The sequence below is a fragment of the Amycolatopsis thailandensis genome, assembly GCF_042723255.1.
In the GTDB taxonomy this organism is placed as follows: domain Bacteria; phylum Actinomycetota; class Actinomycetes; order Mycobacteriales; family Pseudonocardiaceae; genus Amycolatopsis; species Amycolatopsis thailandensis.
The window spans coordinates 35,967-53,227 of sequence record NZ_JBHXJK010000039.1 but is presented as its reverse complement, the minus strand read 5'-3'; the positions used below and the strand labels follow the sequence as shown (position 1 = coordinate 53,227).

General features: G+C 68.7%; 18 protein-coding genes. 11 read left to right on the top strand and 7 right to left on the bottom strand.

The features are described from left to right. Nucleotides 1-39: 39 nt before the first annotated feature. Nucleotides 40-498, bottom strand: a complete 459-nt coding sequence (locus tag ACFWMR_RS17815; protein ID WP_093931846.1) for a MarR family transcriptional regulator — start codon at nt 496-498, stop codon at nt 40-42. Nucleotides 499-588: 90 nt separating this feature from the next. Between ACFWMR_RS17815 and ACFWMR_RS17810 the strand changes: the two genes are divergently transcribed. Both ACFWMR_RS17810 and ACFWMR_RS17805 read left to right on the top strand, forming a co-directional pair. Beyond that, nucleotides 589-1,779, top strand: a complete 1,191-nt coding sequence (locus ACFWMR_RS17810) for a PP2C family protein-serine/threonine phosphatase (protein ID WP_378379120.1) — start codon at nt 589-591, stop codon at nt 1,777-1,779. A 61-nt stretch (nt 1,780-1,840) separates the two neighbouring features. Then, nucleotides 1,841-2,578, top strand: coding sequence for a GNAT family N-acetyltransferase (locus tag ACFWMR_RS17805; protein WP_378379119.1), 738 nt, complete (start codon nt 1,841-1,843; stop codon nt 2,576-2,578). Here the strand turns inward: ACFWMR_RS17805 and ACFWMR_RS17800 are convergent. Beyond that, on the bottom strand, nt 2,523-3,299 hold the full coding sequence (locus ACFWMR_RS17800; RefSeq protein WP_378379118.1) for an ABC transporter permease: 777 nt from the start codon (nt 3,297-3,299) through the stop codon (nt 2,523-2,525). The genes ACFWMR_RS17805 and ACFWMR_RS17800 overlap by 56 nt on opposite strands. Beyond that, entirely contained in the window at nt 3,296-4,081 is a 786-nt protein-coding gene (locus tag ACFWMR_RS17795; protein ID WP_378379117.1) for an ABC transporter ATP-binding protein, read from the bottom strand. Before ACFWMR_RS17795 ends, ACFWMR_RS17800 begins: the two co-directional genes overlap by 4 nt. 60 nt (nt 4,082-4,141) lie before the next feature. Between ACFWMR_RS17795 and ACFWMR_RS17790 the strand changes: the two genes are divergently transcribed. Genes ACFWMR_RS17790 through ACFWMR_RS17770 form a run of 5 tightly spaced genes read left to right on the top strand, consistent with a single transcriptional unit; the run spans nt 4,142 to nt 9,134 of the window. Continuing rightward, nucleotides 4,142-4,912, top strand: a complete 771-nt coding sequence (locus ACFWMR_RS17790) for a TetR/AcrR family transcriptional regulator (protein WP_378379116.1) — start codon at nt 4,142-4,144, stop codon at nt 4,910-4,912. Nucleotides 4,913-4,971: 59 nt separating this feature from the next. Then, entirely contained in the window at nt 4,972-6,003 is a 1,032-nt protein-coding gene (tdh, locus tag ACFWMR_RS17785; protein ID WP_093931852.1) for an L-threonine 3-dehydrogenase, read from the top strand. Next, nucleotides 6,003-7,184 carry a glycine C-acetyltransferase gene (locus tag ACFWMR_RS17780; RefSeq protein ID WP_093931853.1) on the top strand — a complete coding sequence of 394 codons (1,182 nt, stop codon included), beginning with the start codon at nt 6,003-6,005 and terminating at the stop codon, nt 7,182-7,184. The genes tdh and ACFWMR_RS17780 overlap by 1 nt, the downstream gene beginning before the upstream one ends. After that, nucleotides 7,181-8,095: a LysR family transcriptional regulator gene (locus ACFWMR_RS17775; RefSeq protein WP_378379115.1), complete on the top strand. Its 915-nt coding sequence runs from the start codon at nt 7,181-7,183 to the stop codon at nt 8,093-8,095. The genes ACFWMR_RS17780 and ACFWMR_RS17775 overlap by 4 nt, the downstream gene beginning before the upstream one ends. Before the next feature lie 40 nt (nt 8,096-8,135). Continuing rightward, nucleotides 8,136-9,134 (top strand): TerC/Alx family metal homeostasis membrane protein, encoded by a 999-nt coding sequence (locus ACFWMR_RS17770; protein WP_378274573.1) that lies wholly within the window; start codon nt 8,136-8,138, stop codon nt 9,132-9,134. On the opposite strand, the gene ACFWMR_RS17765 is transcribed toward ACFWMR_RS17770, so the two are convergent. Continuing rightward, nucleotides 9,131-9,694, bottom strand: coding sequence for a TetR/AcrR family transcriptional regulator (locus tag ACFWMR_RS17765; protein ID WP_378379114.1), 564 nt, complete (start codon nt 9,692-9,694; stop codon nt 9,131-9,133). The two genes, ACFWMR_RS17770 and ACFWMR_RS17765, sit on opposite strands and share 4 nt — an antisense overlap. Nucleotides 9,695-9,775: 81 nt before the next feature. Between ACFWMR_RS17765 and ACFWMR_RS17760 the strand changes: the two genes are divergently transcribed. The 4 genes from ACFWMR_RS17760 to ACFWMR_RS17745 all read left to right on the top strand — a co-directional run bounded on the left by ACFWMR_RS17760 (nt 9,776) and on the right by ACFWMR_RS17745 (nt 13,820). Then, nucleotides 9,776-10,834 (top strand): FAD-dependent oxidoreductase, encoded by a 1,059-nt coding sequence (locus ACFWMR_RS17760; protein ID WP_378379113.1) that lies wholly within the window; start codon nt 9,776-9,778, stop codon nt 10,832-10,834. 87 nt (nt 10,835-10,921) lie between these two features. Further along, the gene (locus tag ACFWMR_RS17755) at nt 10,922-12,154 is read left to right on the top strand and encodes an HNH endonuclease signature motif containing protein (protein ID WP_378379135.1); all 1,233 of its coding nucleotides are present in this window, start codon (nt 10,922-10,924) and stop codon (nt 12,152-12,154) included. 1,158 nt (nt 12,155-13,312) lie between these two features. Beyond that, on the top strand, nt 13,313-13,441 hold the full coding sequence (locus ACFWMR_RS17750) for a hypothetical protein (RefSeq protein ID WP_378379112.1): 129 nt from the start codon (nt 13,313-13,315) through the stop codon (nt 13,439-13,441). Between the two features lie 76 nt (nt 13,442-13,517). Continuing rightward, entirely contained in the window at nt 13,518-13,820 is a 303-nt protein-coding gene (locus ACFWMR_RS17745) for a hypothetical protein (RefSeq protein ID WP_378379111.1), read from the top strand. A 271-nt stretch (nt 13,821-14,091) separates the two neighbouring features. Here ACFWMR_RS17745 and ACFWMR_RS17740 read toward each other — a convergent pair whose 3' ends face one another. From ACFWMR_RS17740 to ACFWMR_RS17730, 3 genes are all read right to left on the bottom strand, one after another. Next, a complete protein-coding gene (locus tag ACFWMR_RS17740) occupies nt 14,092-15,393 on the bottom strand; it encodes an MFS transporter (RefSeq protein ID WP_378379110.1) in 1,302 nt (433 codons plus the stop codon). A gap of 108 nt (nt 15,394-15,501) precedes the next feature. Continuing rightward, nucleotides 15,502-16,284 carry an alpha/beta fold hydrolase gene (locus tag ACFWMR_RS17735; protein WP_378379109.1) on the bottom strand — a complete coding sequence of 261 codons (783 nt, stop codon included), beginning with the start codon at nt 16,282-16,284 and terminating at the stop codon, nt 15,502-15,504. Further along, a complete protein-coding gene (locus tag ACFWMR_RS17730) occupies nt 16,281-17,228 on the bottom strand; it encodes a LysR family transcriptional regulator (protein WP_378379134.1) in 948 nt (315 codons plus the stop codon). The genes ACFWMR_RS17735 and ACFWMR_RS17730 overlap by 4 nt, the downstream gene beginning before the upstream one ends. Between the last annotated feature and the right edge of the window lie 33 nt (nt 17,229-17,261).

Genomic DNA, 17,261 nt, shown 5'->3' with positions numbered 1-17,261 from the left:
TGACCCTACTCCAGTGGTGACGCGGACACCGTGCGGGCGTCAGAACTCCGCGGCGGCCTCGCGGAACTCGCGGAGTCCGGCGGCGAGCGCGGCCTTGGCCTCGGGGCTGAGCTTCTCGAGCACCGACTCCAGGCTTTCGCGGCGGCGTGCCCGCAGGTCACGCAGGTAGGCGCGGCCCCGGTCGCTGAGCCGCAGGGTGAGTTCGCGGCGGCTGTGCGTGCCGGGCAGCCTGTCGACGAAGCCGACGGCCTCCAGCCGATCGCACAGGCGGCTGACCAGCGGTGGGGTCGAACCCAGCAGCTCGGCGAGCGCGCGCAGGTTCAGGCCGTCGTGGTGGTCGAGCGCCACGACGGCGCGTACTTGGGACGTCGACAGCGGACGCGGTGACGCCTCACGGGCGCGTTCGAACATGATCTCGAGCAGCTCGGCCGTCTCGGTCACCACCGCCGCCACGGTTTCGGCGCCGGGGGGCTCAGCGGACCGATTCACGACACCCACTCTCGCATCCTTATGCTGAACTGTCAGCTCAGCTGGTCGCGGTACGCCCATCGGCCGGCCCGCGCGGCCCGGTGCGGGAGGCGAAAAAAGGTGGACAGATCCTTGGCTGTCGAGCGGATCCTGAGAGGCGTCCAGCCGCACGATCTGCTCGACGGGTTGCGTTCGGCGTTGCGGGAGCACTTCGACGCCGTGGCCGTCGAACTGCTGATGGCCGACTACAGCCTCGCCGAACTGCGCCGGGTGACCGTGCTGCCCTACACCACCGACCCGTTGCCGGTGGCGGACACGACGGCGGGCGAAGCCTTCACCACGCAGTGCGCGATGTTCGAGACCGTCGAGGACGGCGTCCGCGCCCACCTTCCGGTCTCCGTGCGCGGAGACCGGCTCGGCGTCCTCGTCGTCACGCTCCCCGAAGACCAGGAACCGCCCGTGTGGGCGGAACTCGGCCGGTTCGCCGAGGCGCTCGCGCACGAGGTCTTCGTCGCCGACCGCGACACCGACCTCTACGTGCAGGCGCGCCGGTCGTCCCGGCTCACCCTCGCGGCCGAGATGCAGTGGCAGCTGCTCCCCGGCCGCGCGTGCGCGCGCCCCGAATTCGCCCTCGGCGGGCAGCTCGAACCCGCGTACGCCATCTACGGCGACTGCTTCGACTGGTCGGCCTCGGCGCGAAAGCTGTCGGTCACGCTGGTCAACGGCATGGGGGACGGGACGAGCGCGGCGCTGCTGACCAACCTCGCCGTCAACGCGCTCCGCAACGCGCGGCGGGCCGGGATCCCGCTCGACGCCCAGGCCGAACTCGCCGACCAGGCCCTTTACGCCCAGTACCGGGGCCAAGAGCACGTCGCGACCCTGCTGCTGGAGTTCGACCTCGCGACCGGCGCGATCGACGCCGTCGACGCCGGATCACCCCGGCTGTGGCGATTCCGCGACGGCAAGGCCGAACGGGTCGCCTTCGACGAGCAACTGCCACTCGGCACCTTCGAAGACACCTCGTACACCATCGAACGCCTGCAAGCGGTGCCCGGCGACCGCTACGTGTTCGTGAGCGACGGCGTCTACGACGTGGCGGGCCCGCACGGCGAGCTCTACGGCGACCGCGAACTCACCGAGGCCATCGTCGCGACCGCGGACCTGCCCGCCGCCCACGTGCCGAGGGCGGTCCTCGCCGAACTGGGCGAGCACCGCGGCGGCGGGCCGGCCGCGGACGACGCCATGGTCGTCTGCCTCGACTGGTTCGGCCCGAATCCCGGCGCGGACCTCGCGGTGACCGCCGGATCCTGACCGGCCGCGTTCAGGATGTGGGAGCGGGAATGAAAGCCCGCCCGCCGATGTCGCAGCCGTCATGGTCACCCCTCCCGACGATCCGGTCTGGTCATCTCTGACCGGGCCGCACGCCCGCTTCGCCGAACGTTTCGGCCAGGTCCTGCGCTACCAGGTCGACGTCGCCCCCTTCTTCGCGCTTCCACCCGAACCGGACGACGGCGTCTGGGCCGACGTCGCCGCGCTGGCCGGTCCGGGCGCGACGGTCACCATCCACAACTCGCTGCCCCTCCCGGAGGGGTGGGAGGTCCTCGGCAGGATCGCCGGGGTCCGGCTGGTCGACGTCGCGCTCGAAGCCGCCGAAGATCCCGAGGCCGTCCTTCTGGGCCCGGACGACGTCCCGGAGATGCTGGACCTCGTCGAGCGGACCAAACCCGGCCCGTTCCGGAAGCGGACCGTCGAACTGGGGACGTACCTGGGGATCCGGCGCGGCGGCGCGCTGATCGCGATGGCGGGCGAGCGGATGCACCCACCGGGCTGGACCGAGATCAGCGCCGTCTGCACCGACCCGGCGTATCGCGGCCAGGGCCTGGCGACCCGGCTCATCCGCGCGGTGGCGGCGGGAATCCGGGCCCGCGGCGAGCGGCCGATGATGCACGCGGCGGCCACGAACACCTCGGCCATCCGCCTGTACCAGTCGATCGGGTTCGAACTGGTGCCGCGGCCGGACTTCGTCTCGGTCCGTGTCCCCGAGACTTCCGCTGTCACCGGCCCAGTGCGCGATACCGGTTCGCTGCCAGCGGGAGAAAGAGTGCCGTGAGCACGGCCGGCCAAAGCAGGGCGAGCGCGACGGAATGCGTGCTCGCCCAGTCGGCCGCGCCCCAGGTCGGGTTGCCGAACAGGTCCCGGATCGCGGTCGCGGTGGCGGACAAGGGATTCCAGGCGCCGATCGCGCCGAGCCAGCCCGGCATGGTCGACGGCGAAACGAACGCGCTCGAAAGGAACCCGACGGGCCAGACCAGGATCTGCACGGCGACGGCCGACTCCGGCGTCTTGAGCAGCAAGCCGAGGTAGATCCCCACCCAGGTGAAGGCGAACCGCAGCCACAGCAGCAAGCCGAACGCGGCCAGCGACGGCAGAAGACCGCGTTCCGGTGTCCAGCCCACCAGCAGCCCGGTCGCCACCATGACCGCGAGACCGACGACGGCGTTGAGCAGATCGGCCACGCCGCGCCCGGCGAGGATCGCCGTCGTGGAGACCGGCATCGCGCGGATCCGCTCGGTGACGCCCTTCGCGGTGTCCGTGGTGACGGCCACGACCATCGCCTCCAGGCCGAACAGCATCGTCATCGCGAGCATGCCGGGGATCAGGAAGTCCAGGTAGTCCCCGTCGGGAACGGCCATCGCGCCGCCGAAGAGGTAGCCGAACATCAGCACCATCAGGACGGGGAAGAGGAAGCCGACCAGGATCGAGCCGGGCCGTTGCCGCCAGTGCAGCAGGATGCGGCCGGCGAGGGCGGTGGTGTCCGTGATCGCGGTCATACGGGCTCTCCTGTGGTCGCGGTGTGTCCGGTGAGGTGCAGGAACACCTCGTCGAGGGTGGGTTTGCGGGTGATGGTCTCGACGCGGTCCGGTCCGACCTTCGCCTTGAGCTCGTCCGGCGTGCCCGCCGCGACGACGCGGCCGGCGTCGATGACGGCGATCCGATCGGCCAGCTGGTCCGCCTCCTCCAGGTACTGCGTGGTCAGCAGCACCGTGGTGCCCGAGCCGACCAGGTCCCTGATCGACGACCAGACCTCGATGCGGGCCCGGGGGTCGAGTCCGGTGGTCGGTTCGTCGAGGAACAGCACGGGTGGCGAGAGGATCAGGCTGGTCGCCAGGTCCAGCCGTCGTCGCATCCCGCCGGAGTACGCCGCGACGGGTTTCCCGGCCGCCTCGGTGAGATCGAACTGTTCGAGGAGTTCGTCCGCCCGGCGTTTCGCCGCCGCGCTCTTCAGGTGGTAGAGCCTGGCGAACAGCACGAGGTTCTGGCGGCCGGTGAGGATCTCGTCCACCGACGCGTTCTGCCCGACCAGGCCGATCCGGTAGCGCACCGATCGGGGGTCGGCGACCACGTCGTGCCCCGCGACGCGGGCCGTTCCGCTGTCCGGGCGCAGCAGGGTGCTCAGGATCCGTACCGCCGTGGTCTTCCCCGCGCCGTTCGGGCCGAGCAGGCCGCAGACCGTGCCCGCCGGGACGGTGAGCTCGAACCCGTCCAACGCCACCTTGTCCCGGTACCGCTTGCGCAGGTCGACGGCTTCCAGCGCCGCTTCTTCGTATGGCATACGAAGTAAGGTAGCACAGACTTCGTACGGGGTACGGAGTAAGTCGCCTATGATGGCGCCATGACCCGGACCGAGAACAACGGCGGCGGCGATCCCGCGCGGACGATCGCCACCCTGTGGGGCACCCGGCAATTGCCGCGCCGCGGGCCGAAACACACGCTGACCAGCGAACAGGTGATCGCCGCCGCCGTCGAACTCGCCGACGGCGACCAAGATCTCGCCACCCTGTCCATGCGCCGGGTCGCCGAGTCGCTGGGTGTCGGCACGATGTCGCTGTACACCTACGTCGCGTCCCGCGAGGAGCTCCTCGAAGCGATGCTCGACCGGGTCTACGGCGAGGCGGTCCGGGAACTGGGCGAACCCGGCGATCGCGACTGGGTGGAGGGGCTGCGCGAGGTCGCGCGGGCGAACTGGGACCTCTGCCTGCGGCATCCGTGGGTGCTGCAGGTGTTCACCGGCCGTCCGCCGCTCGGGCCCCGGTCGATCGCGAAGTACGAACGCGAACTCGCCGTCGTCGAGGGCCTCGGCCTCACCGACGTCGAGATGGATTCGGTGATCACGCTGGTGCGCGACCACGTCCAGGGGACCGCGCGCCGCCGGATCGAGGCCGACCGCGCGGTCCGCCGCACCGGGATGGACGACGCGCAGTGGTGGGCGAAGGCGGGTCCGGCGCTCGCGGAGGTCTTCGAGCCCGAAAGTTTCCCGCTCGCCGCGCGCGTCGGACAGTCGGCCGGGGAGGCGCACAACGGCGCGCACGATCCCGAGCACGCCTATGCGTTCGGGCTCGCCCGGCTGCTCGACGGCGTGATCACTCTTGTGAAGACACGCTAACGAGGGATTTCAGAAACTCGCGATGGACTGAACAGCGTGGCCGGGCCAGACTTCGCGCCATGAAGGCATTGGTCAAAGCCGACCGAGCACCCGGGCTGGAACTCACCGACGTTCCGGACCCCGCGGTCGGCCCCGGCGACGTCGCCGTCCGCGTGCTGCGCGCCGGGATCTGCGGCACGGATCTGCACATCGACTCCTGGGACGACTGGGCGGCGCGCACCATCGCCGCGCCGCTGGTCGTCGGGCACGAGTTCGTCGGCGAGGTGGTCGAGATCGGCCGGTCGGTGACGACGGTCAAGGTGGGCGACCTGGTCAGCGGCGAGGGGCATCTGGTCTGCGGGAGCTGCCGCAACTGCAAGGCCGGGCGGCGTCACCTGTGCGCCCGGACCAAGGGCCTCGGCGTGCACACCGACGGCGCGTTCGCGCAGTACGCCGTCCTGCCCGAGCAGAACGCCTGGGTGCACCGCACCAAGGTCGACCTCGACATCGCCGCGATCTTCGACCCGCTGGGCAACGCCGTGCACACCGCGCTGTCGTTCCCCGTCATCGGGGAGGACGTGCTGGTCACCGGCGCCGGCCCGATCGGCATCATGGCCGCCGCGATCGCCCGCCACGCCGGCGCGCGCAACGTCGTCGTCACCGACGTCAGCGAGCACCGCCTGGAACTGGCCCGCAAGGTCGGCGTCGACCTCGCGCTCGACGTCTCTTCCTCGACCATCGCCGACGCGCAGGAACGGCTCGGCATGGCCGAGGGCTTCGACGTCGGCATGGAGATGAGCGGACGGCCCGAGGCGCTGCGCGACATGATCTCGAACATGTCGCACGGCGGCCGGATCGCGCTGCTCGGCCTGCCCGCGTCCGACGTGTCGGTCGACATCGCGTCCGTGGTCCTGAAGATGATCCAGCTCAAGGGCATCTACGGGCGTGAGATGTTCGAGACGTGGTACTCGATGTCCGTGCTGTTGCAGGCCGGGCTGGACATCTCGCCGGTGATCACCCACCGGTTCGGCTACACCGAGTACGAGAAGGCGTTCGCGACGGCCAGGGAAGGTCGTTGCGGCAAGGTCATCCTGGATTGGACGGAGAACTGATGTACGGCGCGATGCGCGACGACCTCAAGGCCGGGCTCGCCGAGATCCGGGAAGCCGGGCTGTACAAGGGCGAGCGGGTGATCCAGGGGCCGCAGCGGGCTTCGGTCAGTGTCGCCGGCGGCGACGTCCTCAACTTCTGTGCCAACAACTACCTCGGCCTCGCCGACCATCCCGAGCTGATCAAGGCCGCGCAAGAGGCGCTGGACCGCTGGGGCTTCGGGATGGCGTCGGTGCGGTTCATCTGCGGGACCCAGCAGCCGCACAAGGAACTCGAGGCGAAGCTCTCGGAGTTCCTCGGCACCGAGGACACGATCCTCTACAGCTCGTGCTTCGACGCCAACGCCGGGCTCTTCGAGACGCTGCTGACCGACCAGGACGTCATCATCTCCGACGAGCTCAACCACGCTTCGATCATCGACGGCGTCCGGCTGTGCAAGGCGAAGCGGATGCGCTACCGCAACCGCGACGTCGCGGACCTGGAGGCCCGGCTGAAGGAGGCGTCCGGCGCGCGTTACCGGATGATCGCCACCGACGGCGTGTTCTCGATGGACGGCTACCTCGCGCCGCTCGACGAGATCTGCGAGCTGGCCGAGCGGTACGACGCGCTGGTGATGGTGGACGACTCGCACGCCGTCGGCTTCACCGGTCCGACCGGTCGCGGCACGCCGGAGCTGTTCGGCGTGCAGGACAAGGTCGACGTCCTCACCGGCACCCTCGGCAAGGCCCTCGGCGGGGCGAGCGGCGGGTACACCTCGGGCCGCGCGGAGATCGTCGAGATGCTGCGGCAGCGTTCGCGGCCGTACCTGTTCTCGAACTCGCTCGCGCCGTCGATCACCGCGGCCGCGCTCGCCACGCTGGAACTGCTGGGCTCTTCGAGCGAGCTGTTGACCAAGCTGCGCGCCAACACCGAGCTCTTCCGCCGTCGGATGACCGAAGCGGGCTTCGACCTGCTGCCCGGCGAGCACCCGATCATCCCGGTGATGATCGGCGACGCCGCCAAGGCGGGCAAGATGGCGGATCTGCTGCTCGACCAGGGCATCTACGTGGTCGGGTTCTCGTATCCGGTGGTGCCGCACGGCAAGGCCCGGATCCGGACCCAGATGTCGGCCGCGCATTCCGCCGACGACGTCAACCGGGCCGTCGACGCGTTCGTGACAGCAAGGTCCATGATGGACGAATGATCGATCCGCGACGGCTGCGCGTGCTGCGCGCCCTCGCCGACCACGGCACCGTGACGGCGGCGGGACAGGCGCTGCACCTGACGCCGTCCGCGGTGTCCCAGCAGCTGGCCGCGCTCGAAGCCGAGTGCGGCCAGCAGCTGCTTCGCCGGTGGGGACGCCGGGTCTCCCTGACCGCCGCCGGTGAGCTGATGGTGGTGCACGCCAACGCCGTCGCCGCGGAACTCGAACGGGCGCACGCCACCTTGGCCGCGCTCGATTCGGGGGTGCGGGGCATGGTGCGGCTGGCGAGTTTCGCCTCCGCGATCACCCTGGTCGTCGCGCCCGCGATCGCCTCGCTGCGGTCCGGTTCGCCCGGGGTCACCATGCAGGTACAGGACGTCGAGGGGCACGCGAGCATCCCGCTGTTGCTCGACGGCGAGGTCGATCTGGCGATCACCGAGGAGTACCGGCTCTCGCCACGGACGGATGAAAGCAGGCTCACCCGGTTCCCGCTGTACGTGGAGCCGTTCGACGTCGTGCTGCCCACCGCGCACCGGCTCGCGGAAGCGTCCGAAGTGGACATCGACGAACTCGCGGACGACGACTGGATCGCCCCGAAACCCGGGAATCCCTGCCGTGACGTGTTGATGATCGTCTGCGCCAATCCGGGGATCCGGCACGTCTCCGACGATTTCCACGCGATCACCACCCTGGTCGCGGCGGGAGAGGGCGTGGCCTTGGTGCCGCGCAACGCTTTCACCGCTGTTCCCGGCTCGGTCGCCATCCCCTTGCGCGGTGAGCCGCCGCTGCGCCGCGTGTTCGCCGCCGTCCGGCGGGGGAGCGCGGATCACCCGCTGCTCAAGACCGTCCTCGCCGCGCTGCTGGACGCGGCGCCGGGTCATGCGAATGCGGAGCGGGGGAGTCCCACTTAAGATCTTCCTCACCTGCCGCCGAACGAAAGACAGGGTCCGGATGCTCCAGATCGATGGCCTCACCTGGACCCTGACGATCGGGCTGGTGCTCGGGCTCCTGGCCCTCGACCTCATCCTCGCGGCGGTGCGGCCGCACAAGGTCGGTTTCGGCGAAGCGGTCGCCTGGTCGATCGGCTACATCCTGGTCGCGGTGGCGTTCGGCGTCTGGCTGACCCTGGCGCACGGCGGCGACTTCGGGCAGCAGTACTTCGCGGGATACATCGTCGAGAAGAGCCTGTCGGTCGACAACCTCTTCGTCTTCGTGATCATCATGAGCACCTTCGCGGTGCCAGAGGAACATCAGCACAAGGTGCTCACGTTCGGCATCGTGGTCGCGCTGATCATGCGTGCGATCTTCATCGCGCTCGGCGCCACGCTGCTTTCGTTGTTCTCCTTCATGTTCCTGTTGTTCGGATTGCTGCTGATCTACACCGGCATCCAGTTGTTCCGGCACCGGGACGAGGATCCGGACGTCGAGAACAACGTCGTGGTGCGGACCGCTCGCCGTCTCCTGCCGCTTTCGCAGGATTACGACGGCGGGAAGCTGTTCACCCGGCTCGACGGCAAGCGGGTGGGCACGCCGCTGGTGGTGGTGCTGCTCGCGATCGGCGGGATCGACCTGCTGTTCGCGCTGGACTCGATCCCCGCCGTCTTCGGTGTCACCGACGAGCCGTACATCGTCTTCGCCGCCAACGCCTTCGCCCTGCTGGGCCTGCGCGCGCTGTACTTCCTCGTGAAGGGCCTGCTCGACCGGCTGGTGTACCTGTCGGCCGGGCTCGCGGTGATCCTCGGGTTCATCGGGATCAAGCTGATCCTGCACTGGGCCCACGTGGACATCGACGAGAGCGTTCCGGAGATCTCGACGCCGGTCAGCCTCGCGGTGATCATCGGCATCCTCGTCGTGGTGACCGTGGCCAGCCTGCTCAAGACCCGGAACGACCCCTCCGCCAAGGCGCATCCGGGCTCGCTGCGCGGCTCTCGTCCGTCCGAAGAGGACTAGCGCCAGCCGTGGGTGAGGAGGTCGAAGATCTCCTCGACGGCCTTCTCGGGGTCTTCCCGGCCGCGAGTGAGCGCCGGGATGTCCAGGACGAATCGCGCCAGCGCCCGGGACGCCGTGTCTTCGGGGGCCTTGCCCGCGTCTTCGGCGATGGCCTCGCCGAGAGCCGCGGCGTGCCGGGTCCACATGCGTTCGCCGTACTCCTGGAGCGCGGGGGTGCCACTCACCAGCGCGGTGAACTCGGGGTACTGGGGGTGGGCCGTGAGCGGGAGCCACGTCGCGAGCACGTACTCGCGTAGGGCCTCGACGACGGACTGGCCTGCTTCCCGCTCTCGTACGGCGGCGATCAGGTTCGCTTCACGGTCTTCGGACTCGTCGAAGACCAGGGCTTCCTTGCCGGGGAAGTGCTTGAACAGCGTCGTGGTCGACACGTCCGCCGCCTCGGCGATGTCGCGGATGCTCACCTGGTCGTAGCCCCGCTCCAGGAACAGTTCCAGGGCGGCGTCCGCCAGTGCCTGGCGAGTGGCCGCCTTCTTGCGCTCACGCCGTCCCGGTGTCTCCATGAGCGCAGTCTACCTCATGGGTTGTCACGCTCACTAAGTTGACTCATTGCACTTTTTAACTCGTTCTGCTTTTCTGGTCGCATGACGATCAGCATCATCGGAGCGGGCCCCGGCGGCCTGACCTGCGCCCGCATCCTGCAAAAGCACGGCATCCCCGTGACGGTCTACGACCGCGACCCGCACCCTCGGGCCCGGAACCAGGGCGGCACGCTCGACCTGCACGCGGACGACGGGCAGGTGGCCCTGCGCGAAGCGGGCCTGCTCGACGAGTTCTTCGCGCTCGCCCGCCCGGAGGGGCAGGAGATGCGCAAGCTGGATCCCGCCGGCGTGCTTTTGGAGCACCATGTCCCGGCCGAAGGGGAGCTGTTCAAACCGGAGATCGACCGAGGCCAGCTGCGGGGTCTGCTGCTGGACTCGCTGGAGCCGGGCACCGTGCGATGGGGTTCTGTTCTGGAGAAGGTCGAGCTTCCGGGGCGCTTGCGGTTCGCCGACGGGACGACCGTCGAGACGGATCTGGCCATCGGTGCCGACGGCGCGTGGTCGCGGGTCCGGCCGGCGGTGTCGGCGGCGGTGCCCGAGTACTCCGGGATCACCTTCCTGGAGGCCTGGTTCGACGACGTCGAGAACGCGCATCCCGAACTCGCCGCGCTCGTCGGTCATGGCAGTGCGATGGCGGCCGACGGTGAGCGTTGCCTTTTCGCCCAGCGCAACAGTGGCGACCACATCAGGGTCTATGTGATTCAGAGTCTGCCCGCGGACTGGGCCGATTCCCTTGGTGCTGCGGAGATTCGCGCCCGGCTGCTCGACTCGTTCTCCGAGTGGTCGCCTTCGATGACGCGGATGATCACCGACAACGACGGGCCCTATGTGGACCGTCCACTGTACGTGCTTCCGGTTCCGCATACGTGGGCGCACACGCCGTCGGTGACCCTGCTGGGCGACGCCGCCCATCTGATGCCGCCACTCGGGGTCGGTGTCAATCTGGCCATGGTCGACGCTTGCGAGCTCGCTCTCGCGCTGGCCGGTTCCGGGAGTATCGGTGAAGCTGTCGAGGTTTATGAGAAAACCATGCTCCCCCGGTCGGAGAAATACGCGCGGCGGCTAGAGAACGGTGCTCAGGGGTTGCTTGAGATCGATTAGTCATGCTGTACAAGGGAAACACTGTCGGCTTCGAAAACTGTCGGTGGTCGGTTGTACGTTCTGAGTGTGGACACACTCAACGCCACTGTGGCGCTACTCAAGGAAATCGCCGATCCGGAAGTCTTGAAGGAGGTCAATGCTTCGCTGGATACGTTGGGGGACGAGGATGCCGTGGCCGCCGCGGTGGCGGCGTCGGAGGGGATCGCACGGTTGGAGGCCGTTCGGTTCCGCGCTTTGGGGCAGTTGAGCCGTCATCGTGGTGGAGCGTCGAGCGTGGCGCAGGAGGTCGCTCTCGCGTTGTACATTGTGGACGGACACGCTGCCGGCCTGGTCTCCACCGCCCAAGCGCTGACCACTCGCCTGCCTCGCACGCTGGGGTTGCTGGACCAGGGGAAGGTAGGCGGTTACGGGGCGATGAAAGTCGCGACAGCCACCGCCTGGCTGTCGGACGAGGACGCCCGCGCGGTGGACGCGGTGCTGGAGGACAGGTTACCGGACCGGAACTCCGACCAGATCCGGAAAGCGGCGAACCATGCGGCGATGATGGCCGACCGCGACGGCGCCTCTCGTCGTGTCGAGCGGCACCGTGCCGGGCGTCGTCTGATGGTGCGGCAGGGTGAGAGCGGGGTGGCGTCGATCGAGGTCGAGGATGGGCCGGTGGAGAAGGTGGCTGCCGCGTATACGCGGATCGATCGGGAGGCCCGGGCGTTACGGGCCGGTGGTGAGACGCGCACTCTGGATCAGTTGCGTGCCGATGTGGCGTTGGATCTGTTGCTGGGCGGGCAGGGCGGTCGGGGTGAGCGGGCGGAGGTGTTTCTCTATCTGGATTTGGCAACGTATCTCGGTCTGAATGAGGATCCGGCGGAGTTGGCGGGGCATGGTGATATTCCGGCGTCGCTGGCGCGGGAGATCGCTTCCGGGGCGGATACGGTGTTGCGGCGGATCATCACCGATCCGTTGTCTGGGCAGGTGCTGGATCTGGGCCGGGAGCGGTACCGGCCCACCGCCGGGCTCGGCGAGTTCGTGCGGGTGCGGGACCGGGAATGCCGAAGACCCGGTTGCCACCGTGTCGCGCAGGCCTGCGATCTCGACCATTCCGTGCCCTGGCAGTTCGGTGGTCACACCAGTGCCGCCGACCTCGCCGCGCTGTGCCGCCGTGATCACCGGCTGAAGGACGAACCCGGCTGGATCTATCACCTCGCACCCGACGGCACGTTGACCGTCACCACCCCGACCGGGCAGCGCCACACCAGCGAACCACCACCCCTGCACGAACCCCGCCCGACAGTGTCCCCGGACGACGAACCACCACCGTTCTGAGCCCGTCGCCGAAAAACGACCACGGAGACGCGGCTTCGCCCACGCCTCACGCCTACCAAGCCACAGGGGCCCACCCGCCTCCGTCGCCGAAAAACGGCCACGCCGCCTCCAGCGGAGCGGGCCTCCACCGGAAAACCCTAGCCGGGCAAAGAGACTTCTGCCTGCGTCCCTCGCTGTGCCGTCGCGGTCATCGGCTCAAGGACGAACCTGGCTGGGTCGGCCGCCTCGCAGCCGGTGGCACGTTGACCGTCACCACCCCTGTACGCACACCGCCCGACAGTGTCCCCGGACGACGAACCGTCACCGTCCTGAGCTCGTTGCCGAAAATCGGCCGCGGAGACGCGGCTTCGTCTACGCCTTACGAGCACCAAGCCACGGCGGCCCACCCGCCTTCGTCGCCGAAAGTTGACCACGCCGCCTTCATTCGAGCTGGCCTCCACAGGAAACCTTCGCCGGGCAAGATGACTCCTGCCTGCGTCCCTCGTCGTGCCGTCGCGGTCATCGGCTCAAGGACGAACCTGGCTGGATCTACCACCTCGCACCCGGTGGCACGTTGACCGTCACCAGACCCTGCACGAACGCCGCCCGACAACGCCCCCGGACGACGAACCACCACCGTTCTGAGCCCGTCGCCGAAAATCGGCTACGCCGCCTCCAGCGGAGGAGGCCTCCACCGGAAAACCCTAGCCGGGCAAAGAGACTTCTGCCTGCGTCCCTCGCTGTGCCGTCGTGGTCGTCGGCTCAAGGATGAACCTGGCTGGGTCGGCCGCCTCGCACCCGGTGGCACGTTGACGGTCACCACCCCTGCACGAACCCAGCCCGACAACGTCCCCGGACGACGAACCGCCGCCGTTCTGACCCTGTTGCCGAGAAACGGCCGCGGAGGCGCGGCTTCGTCTATGCCTCACGTGCATCAAGACGCAGCGACCCACCCGCCTCCGTCGCCGAAAAACGGCCACACCGCCTCCAACGGAGCAGGCCTCCACAGGAGAACCCCTCCACAGGAGAACCCCTCCACAGGAGAACCCCTCCACAGGAGAACCCCTCCACAGGAGAACCCCTCCACAGGAGAACCTCTCCGGGCGAGCCCCCACCTGCCGTGACCATCGGCTCAAGGCCGGACCTGGCTGGATCGGCCACCTCGCAGCCGGTGGCACGTTGACCATCACCATCCCGCACACGCCCACGGTGCAGCACCTCGTCGCCGTGAAGCCGTTGCCGAAGAACGGCCACGCCATCTCTCTCCATACGCGACGCCGCGCCGATCCGCTTGGCTCGCCCCCGTGACGTCCTGCCGCCATACTCCGTAACAAGACATACAATCGCGCGCCCAATCACGGCCGCGGCGGCATAGCATCGGCAAGTGATCAAGCTCGACCTCGCCCAGTTCGTCGCGGCCGTCCATACCTACGCGCCGAAGTGGGAAGCCACCTCGATTCGATGGCAACTCACTCTCGGCTCTGAATACGAGAAGAGAGCGGCCTGGGTTGTTTGCGAGACCGGCGACATGGTGGGCTGGTTCGTCATCTGGACCAGCGGCGAAGCCGAACTCGAGATCGGAAACTTGCGTTCATTACGACCTTGCCGGCCCCGAAGAACTCACCGTCCGCCTGGACGATCTCACCCGCAAGCTGACCGAGCAGACCTGACCACTCTCGCCGTTTGACAGCAACCGCATGGACACCTTCCGCGCAACGGCCCAGCCGTGAACCTGTCGCCGAAAATCGACCACGGCTTCGTAGGCGCAGGTTTCGCAAGGAGATCCTGGCTCGGCCATGAGGCGGCCCCGGCCGTCGAACCGCCTCCGTTCAGGGCCGTTGTCGAAAATCGGCCACGTGAGCACAAATCCGCTCGCCTCTCCAACGGGACCCCGCCCCGCACCGACCCAAACGCGAACTTGTCGCCGAAAATCGACCACGGCCCAACCCCGAAGAGCCTCACCCCGCAACAGAATCACGAGCAGGTGAAGCGGAAACCTCCAGGGAGGAGTCCCGCGAAGGTTCCCGCACCACCAAAGTCGCCACGAAGGTCAGCGCGATACACCCGGTGACCCACCAGAAGAACACGCTCTCGTGCCCAGCCTGCTTGAGCGCCAAAGCGATCGGCTCCGAGAGCCCGCCGAAGACAGCGGTCGCCAGGGCGTGTGGAAGGCCGACGCCCAGGGCGCGGACGTTGGTGGGGAACATTTCCGCCTTGATGATCGCCGAAAGAGCCGTGTAGCCGCTGAGGAACACCAGCGCCGTGATCATGAGCAGGAAGGCGATCCACGGGTTCCCGGTCCTGCCCACGAGCGTCATGATCGGCACGGTCAGGAGCATGCCGCCGACGGAGAAGCCGAACATGACCGGGCGGCGGCCGAAGCGGTCGGAAAGGGCGCCGGCGACGGGTTGCATGAAGATGAACAGGAACAGGGCGGCGAAACCGATGAGCGAGGCGGTCGGCTTGGGGATTCCCGCCGTGTTCACCATGTACTTCTGGAGATAACTGGTGAAGGTGTAGAACGCGACCGTCCCGCCGATGGCGAGACCGAGGACGGCGAGGACCTGGCGGCGATGCGAACGCAGCAGGACCCGAAGCCCGCCGCGGGAAGGCGAGGAGCGCTGGAAGTGTTCCGACTCCATCATGCTTCGGCGGAGATACCTGACCACGAGTCCGGCGATCGCGCCGAGCACGAACGGGATCCGCCAGCCCCACGCGTACATCTGCGCGTCGGTCAGCAGCGACTGCAACACGATCATCACCAGCAGGGCCGCGAGCTGGCCGACGGTGATCGAGACGTACTGGAAGCTCGAGTAGAACCCGCGTCGTCCCGGAGTGGCGATCTCGGAGAGGTACGTCGCGCTCGAACCGAACTCGCCGCCGACAGAGAGGCCTTGCGCGAGCCTGGCGACCACGAGGATCACGGGCGCGAGAAAGCCGATCGACGAATAGCCGGGCGTGATGGCGATGGCCAGCGAACCGAAGCTCATCAGCGTCACGGACAGCGTCAGCGCGGCCCGCCTGCCGAACTTGTCCGCGTAGAGGCCCAGGAGCCAGCCGCCGAGCGGCCGCATCAGGAAGCCGACCGCGAATACGACGGCCGTGGACAGCAGTTGCGCCGTCTGGTTTCCCTCGGGGAAGAAACTCGCCGCGAAGTAGATGCTGAACGAGGCGTAGACGAACCAGTCGTACCACTCGACCAGGTTGCCGAGACAGCCGCGGACCACGTTCGCCACGACGCCGGATTTCTTGTGCGGCAAGGGAAGCTCCTTCGCTCCGGGATGCCGACCATCATGAGCTGTGATCCCTGCGGTTGAGAAATAGAAATCCGCGATGGACACATACCCGGTCGGCATGGAGCTCGGGACCTACCCCAGGAAGTCGCTCACCAGGTCGCTCGCCTCGGGACGGCACTCGTCGAAGTAGGCGTGCCGCGCCCCGGCGAAGAGATGCATGCGCGCGTCCGGAATCCGCTCCGTCAGCAGGGGCGCGTTCGACGGCGGCGCCAGCAGATCGTCGTCGCCGTGGAGAACCAGGGTGGGGGCGGAGATCTCCGGAAGCACGTCCCAGGCGTCATGGTTATTGCTCGCGACGAGATGCCCGCGCACCGCGTGCGGCGGCATCCCGCGCGCTCCCAGCACTCGATACGGCCCTGGATTCCCCGCTCGCCAGGCAGGGGTGTACATCAGGTCTTCCAAGGTTTCCCGTGCCTCCACAGAGGACCGCCGGGCCAGCGCCAGCCGCACGTCGTTCGACCGCTCGACACCGTGTTCGCCGCCCGGCGAGGTGCAGCCGAGGACGAGCCGTCGCACCCGGCCGGGATGCCTCACGGCGACCCACTGCGCGACCCGGCCGCCCATCGAGGTTCCGTAGACGTCGGCTTCGGCGACGTCGAGCTCGTCGAGGACAGCGATCACGTCCTCAGCGAAACCCGTTGTGGAATAAGGAGAATCCGGCGCGTCACTGGCTCCGGTGCCGCGATAGTCCATGGTGATCGTGCTCGGGAAATCCCCGCGCGTGCGGTCCCACCAGGTGTGGTCGTTCGCCTGCCCGGCCAGCAGTACGAGCGGCCTGCCAGTGCCCTGCCACTGGTAGGCCAGCCGGGTGCCGTCGGTGGCGACGGCGTGGCCGGTGCGGGGGAGCGTGGTCATTCTTCTCCTGTCCGGTCGTCCCAGAGCCGGGCCGAGGGCCATTCGCCCTCGCGCACGGTCCGGTGGATCTGCTGGACCAACGCCCGTGCGACGGCGTCGACGGCGGGCGTGACCCGCGCGGTCCGGGGCATGCCGAGGACGACGGTGCGCCAGACCTCCGGTTCGCACACCGGAGCCGCGCTCAGGGTGCCGTGGGCGACGTCCGCCGCGATGCCGATGCCGGGCAGGATCGTCCAGCCGTGTCCGCCGAGCACCAGGCGTTTCTGCAACGTCATCGAGTTGGTCTGCACGGTGACCTCGGCCCCGGCGCCCGCCTCGCGGGCCGCGCCGTCGATGAGAGTGCGCAGCGCGTGCCCCTCGGACGGCATGACCAGCGGATGTGCCGCCACCTCCGCGAACGGGACCGGCCGGGTGGGATCCAACCCGGCCGAAGGCGGAGCGACAGCCCACAGTCGTTCGCGGACCAGCGGGCGGACGTTGAGCGACGGCGTACTGGTCAGGTTGTAGAGCAGGCTCAGATCGACGTCGCCGTCGTCGATCCACCGCTGAAGATGCCCCGAGTACGCGGTGAGCAGCCGCAGTTCGATCCCCGGATGGTCGCGCAGCACGGCCGTCGTGAGCGGCGCGGCGAGCCGCTCGGCGGCGCTTTCCAGCAGCCCGACCGTGACGATCCCGGTGACCACCCCGGGTTCCGGGGCCAGCTCGGCCCGGGCCCTGTCGAGTTCGGTGAGGGCCCGGCGGGCGCGTTCGACCAGCGTCGCGCCGGCCTCGGTCGGGCGCATGCCGTGACGGGTCCGCTCGAACAGCGGCACCCCGAGTTCCTGTTCCAGGGTGCGGATCTGCCGGGTGACCGCGGGCTGGACCAGGTGCAGCAGCTCGGCCGCGCGGGTCACGCTGCCGACTTCGGCGACCGTCACCAACGCTTTGAGCTGCTTGAAGTCCACTGTCATCCCCTGCTCATCGCGGTCCGGTATGCA

Coding starts and splice junctions, on each gene's coding strand:
- ACFWMR_RS17805 (WP_378379119.1), top strand. CDS start 1,841: ATGGTCACCCCTCCCGACGATCCGGTCTGGTCATCTCTGACCGGGCCG.
- ACFWMR_RS17800 (WP_378379118.1), bottom strand. CDS start 3,299: ATGACCGCGATCACGGACACCACCGCCCTCGCCGGCCGCATCCTGCTG.
- ACFWMR_RS17795 (WP_378379117.1), bottom strand. CDS start 4,081: ATGCCATACGAAGAAGCGGCGCTGGAAGCCGTCGACCTGCGCAAGCGG.
- ACFWMR_RS17790 (WP_378379116.1), top strand. CDS start 4,142: ATGACCCGGACCGAGAACAACGGCGGCGGCGATCCCGCGCGGACGATC.
- tdh (WP_093931852.1), top strand. CDS start 4,972: ATGAAGGCATTGGTCAAAGCCGACCGAGCACCCGGGCTGGAACTCACC.
- ACFWMR_RS17780 (WP_093931853.1), top strand. CDS start 6,003: ATGTACGGCGCGATGCGCGACGACCTCAAGGCCGGGCTCGCCGAGATC.
- ACFWMR_RS17775 (WP_378379115.1), top strand. CDS start 7,181: ATGATCGATCCGCGACGGCTGCGCGTGCTGCGCGCCCTCGCCGACCAC.
- ACFWMR_RS17770 (WP_378274573.1), top strand. CDS start 8,136: ATGCTCCAGATCGATGGCCTCACCTGGACCCTGACGATCGGGCTGGTG.
- ACFWMR_RS17765 (WP_378379114.1), bottom strand. CDS start 9,694: ATGGAGACACCGGGACGGCGTGAGCGCAAGAAGGCGGCCACTCGCCAG.
- ACFWMR_RS17760 (WP_378379113.1), top strand. CDS start 9,776: ATGACGATCAGCATCATCGGAGCGGGCCCCGGCGGCCTGACCTGCGCC.
- ACFWMR_RS17735 (WP_378379109.1), bottom strand. CDS start 16,284: ATGACCACGCTCCCCCGCACCGGCCACGCCGTCGCCACCGACGGCACC.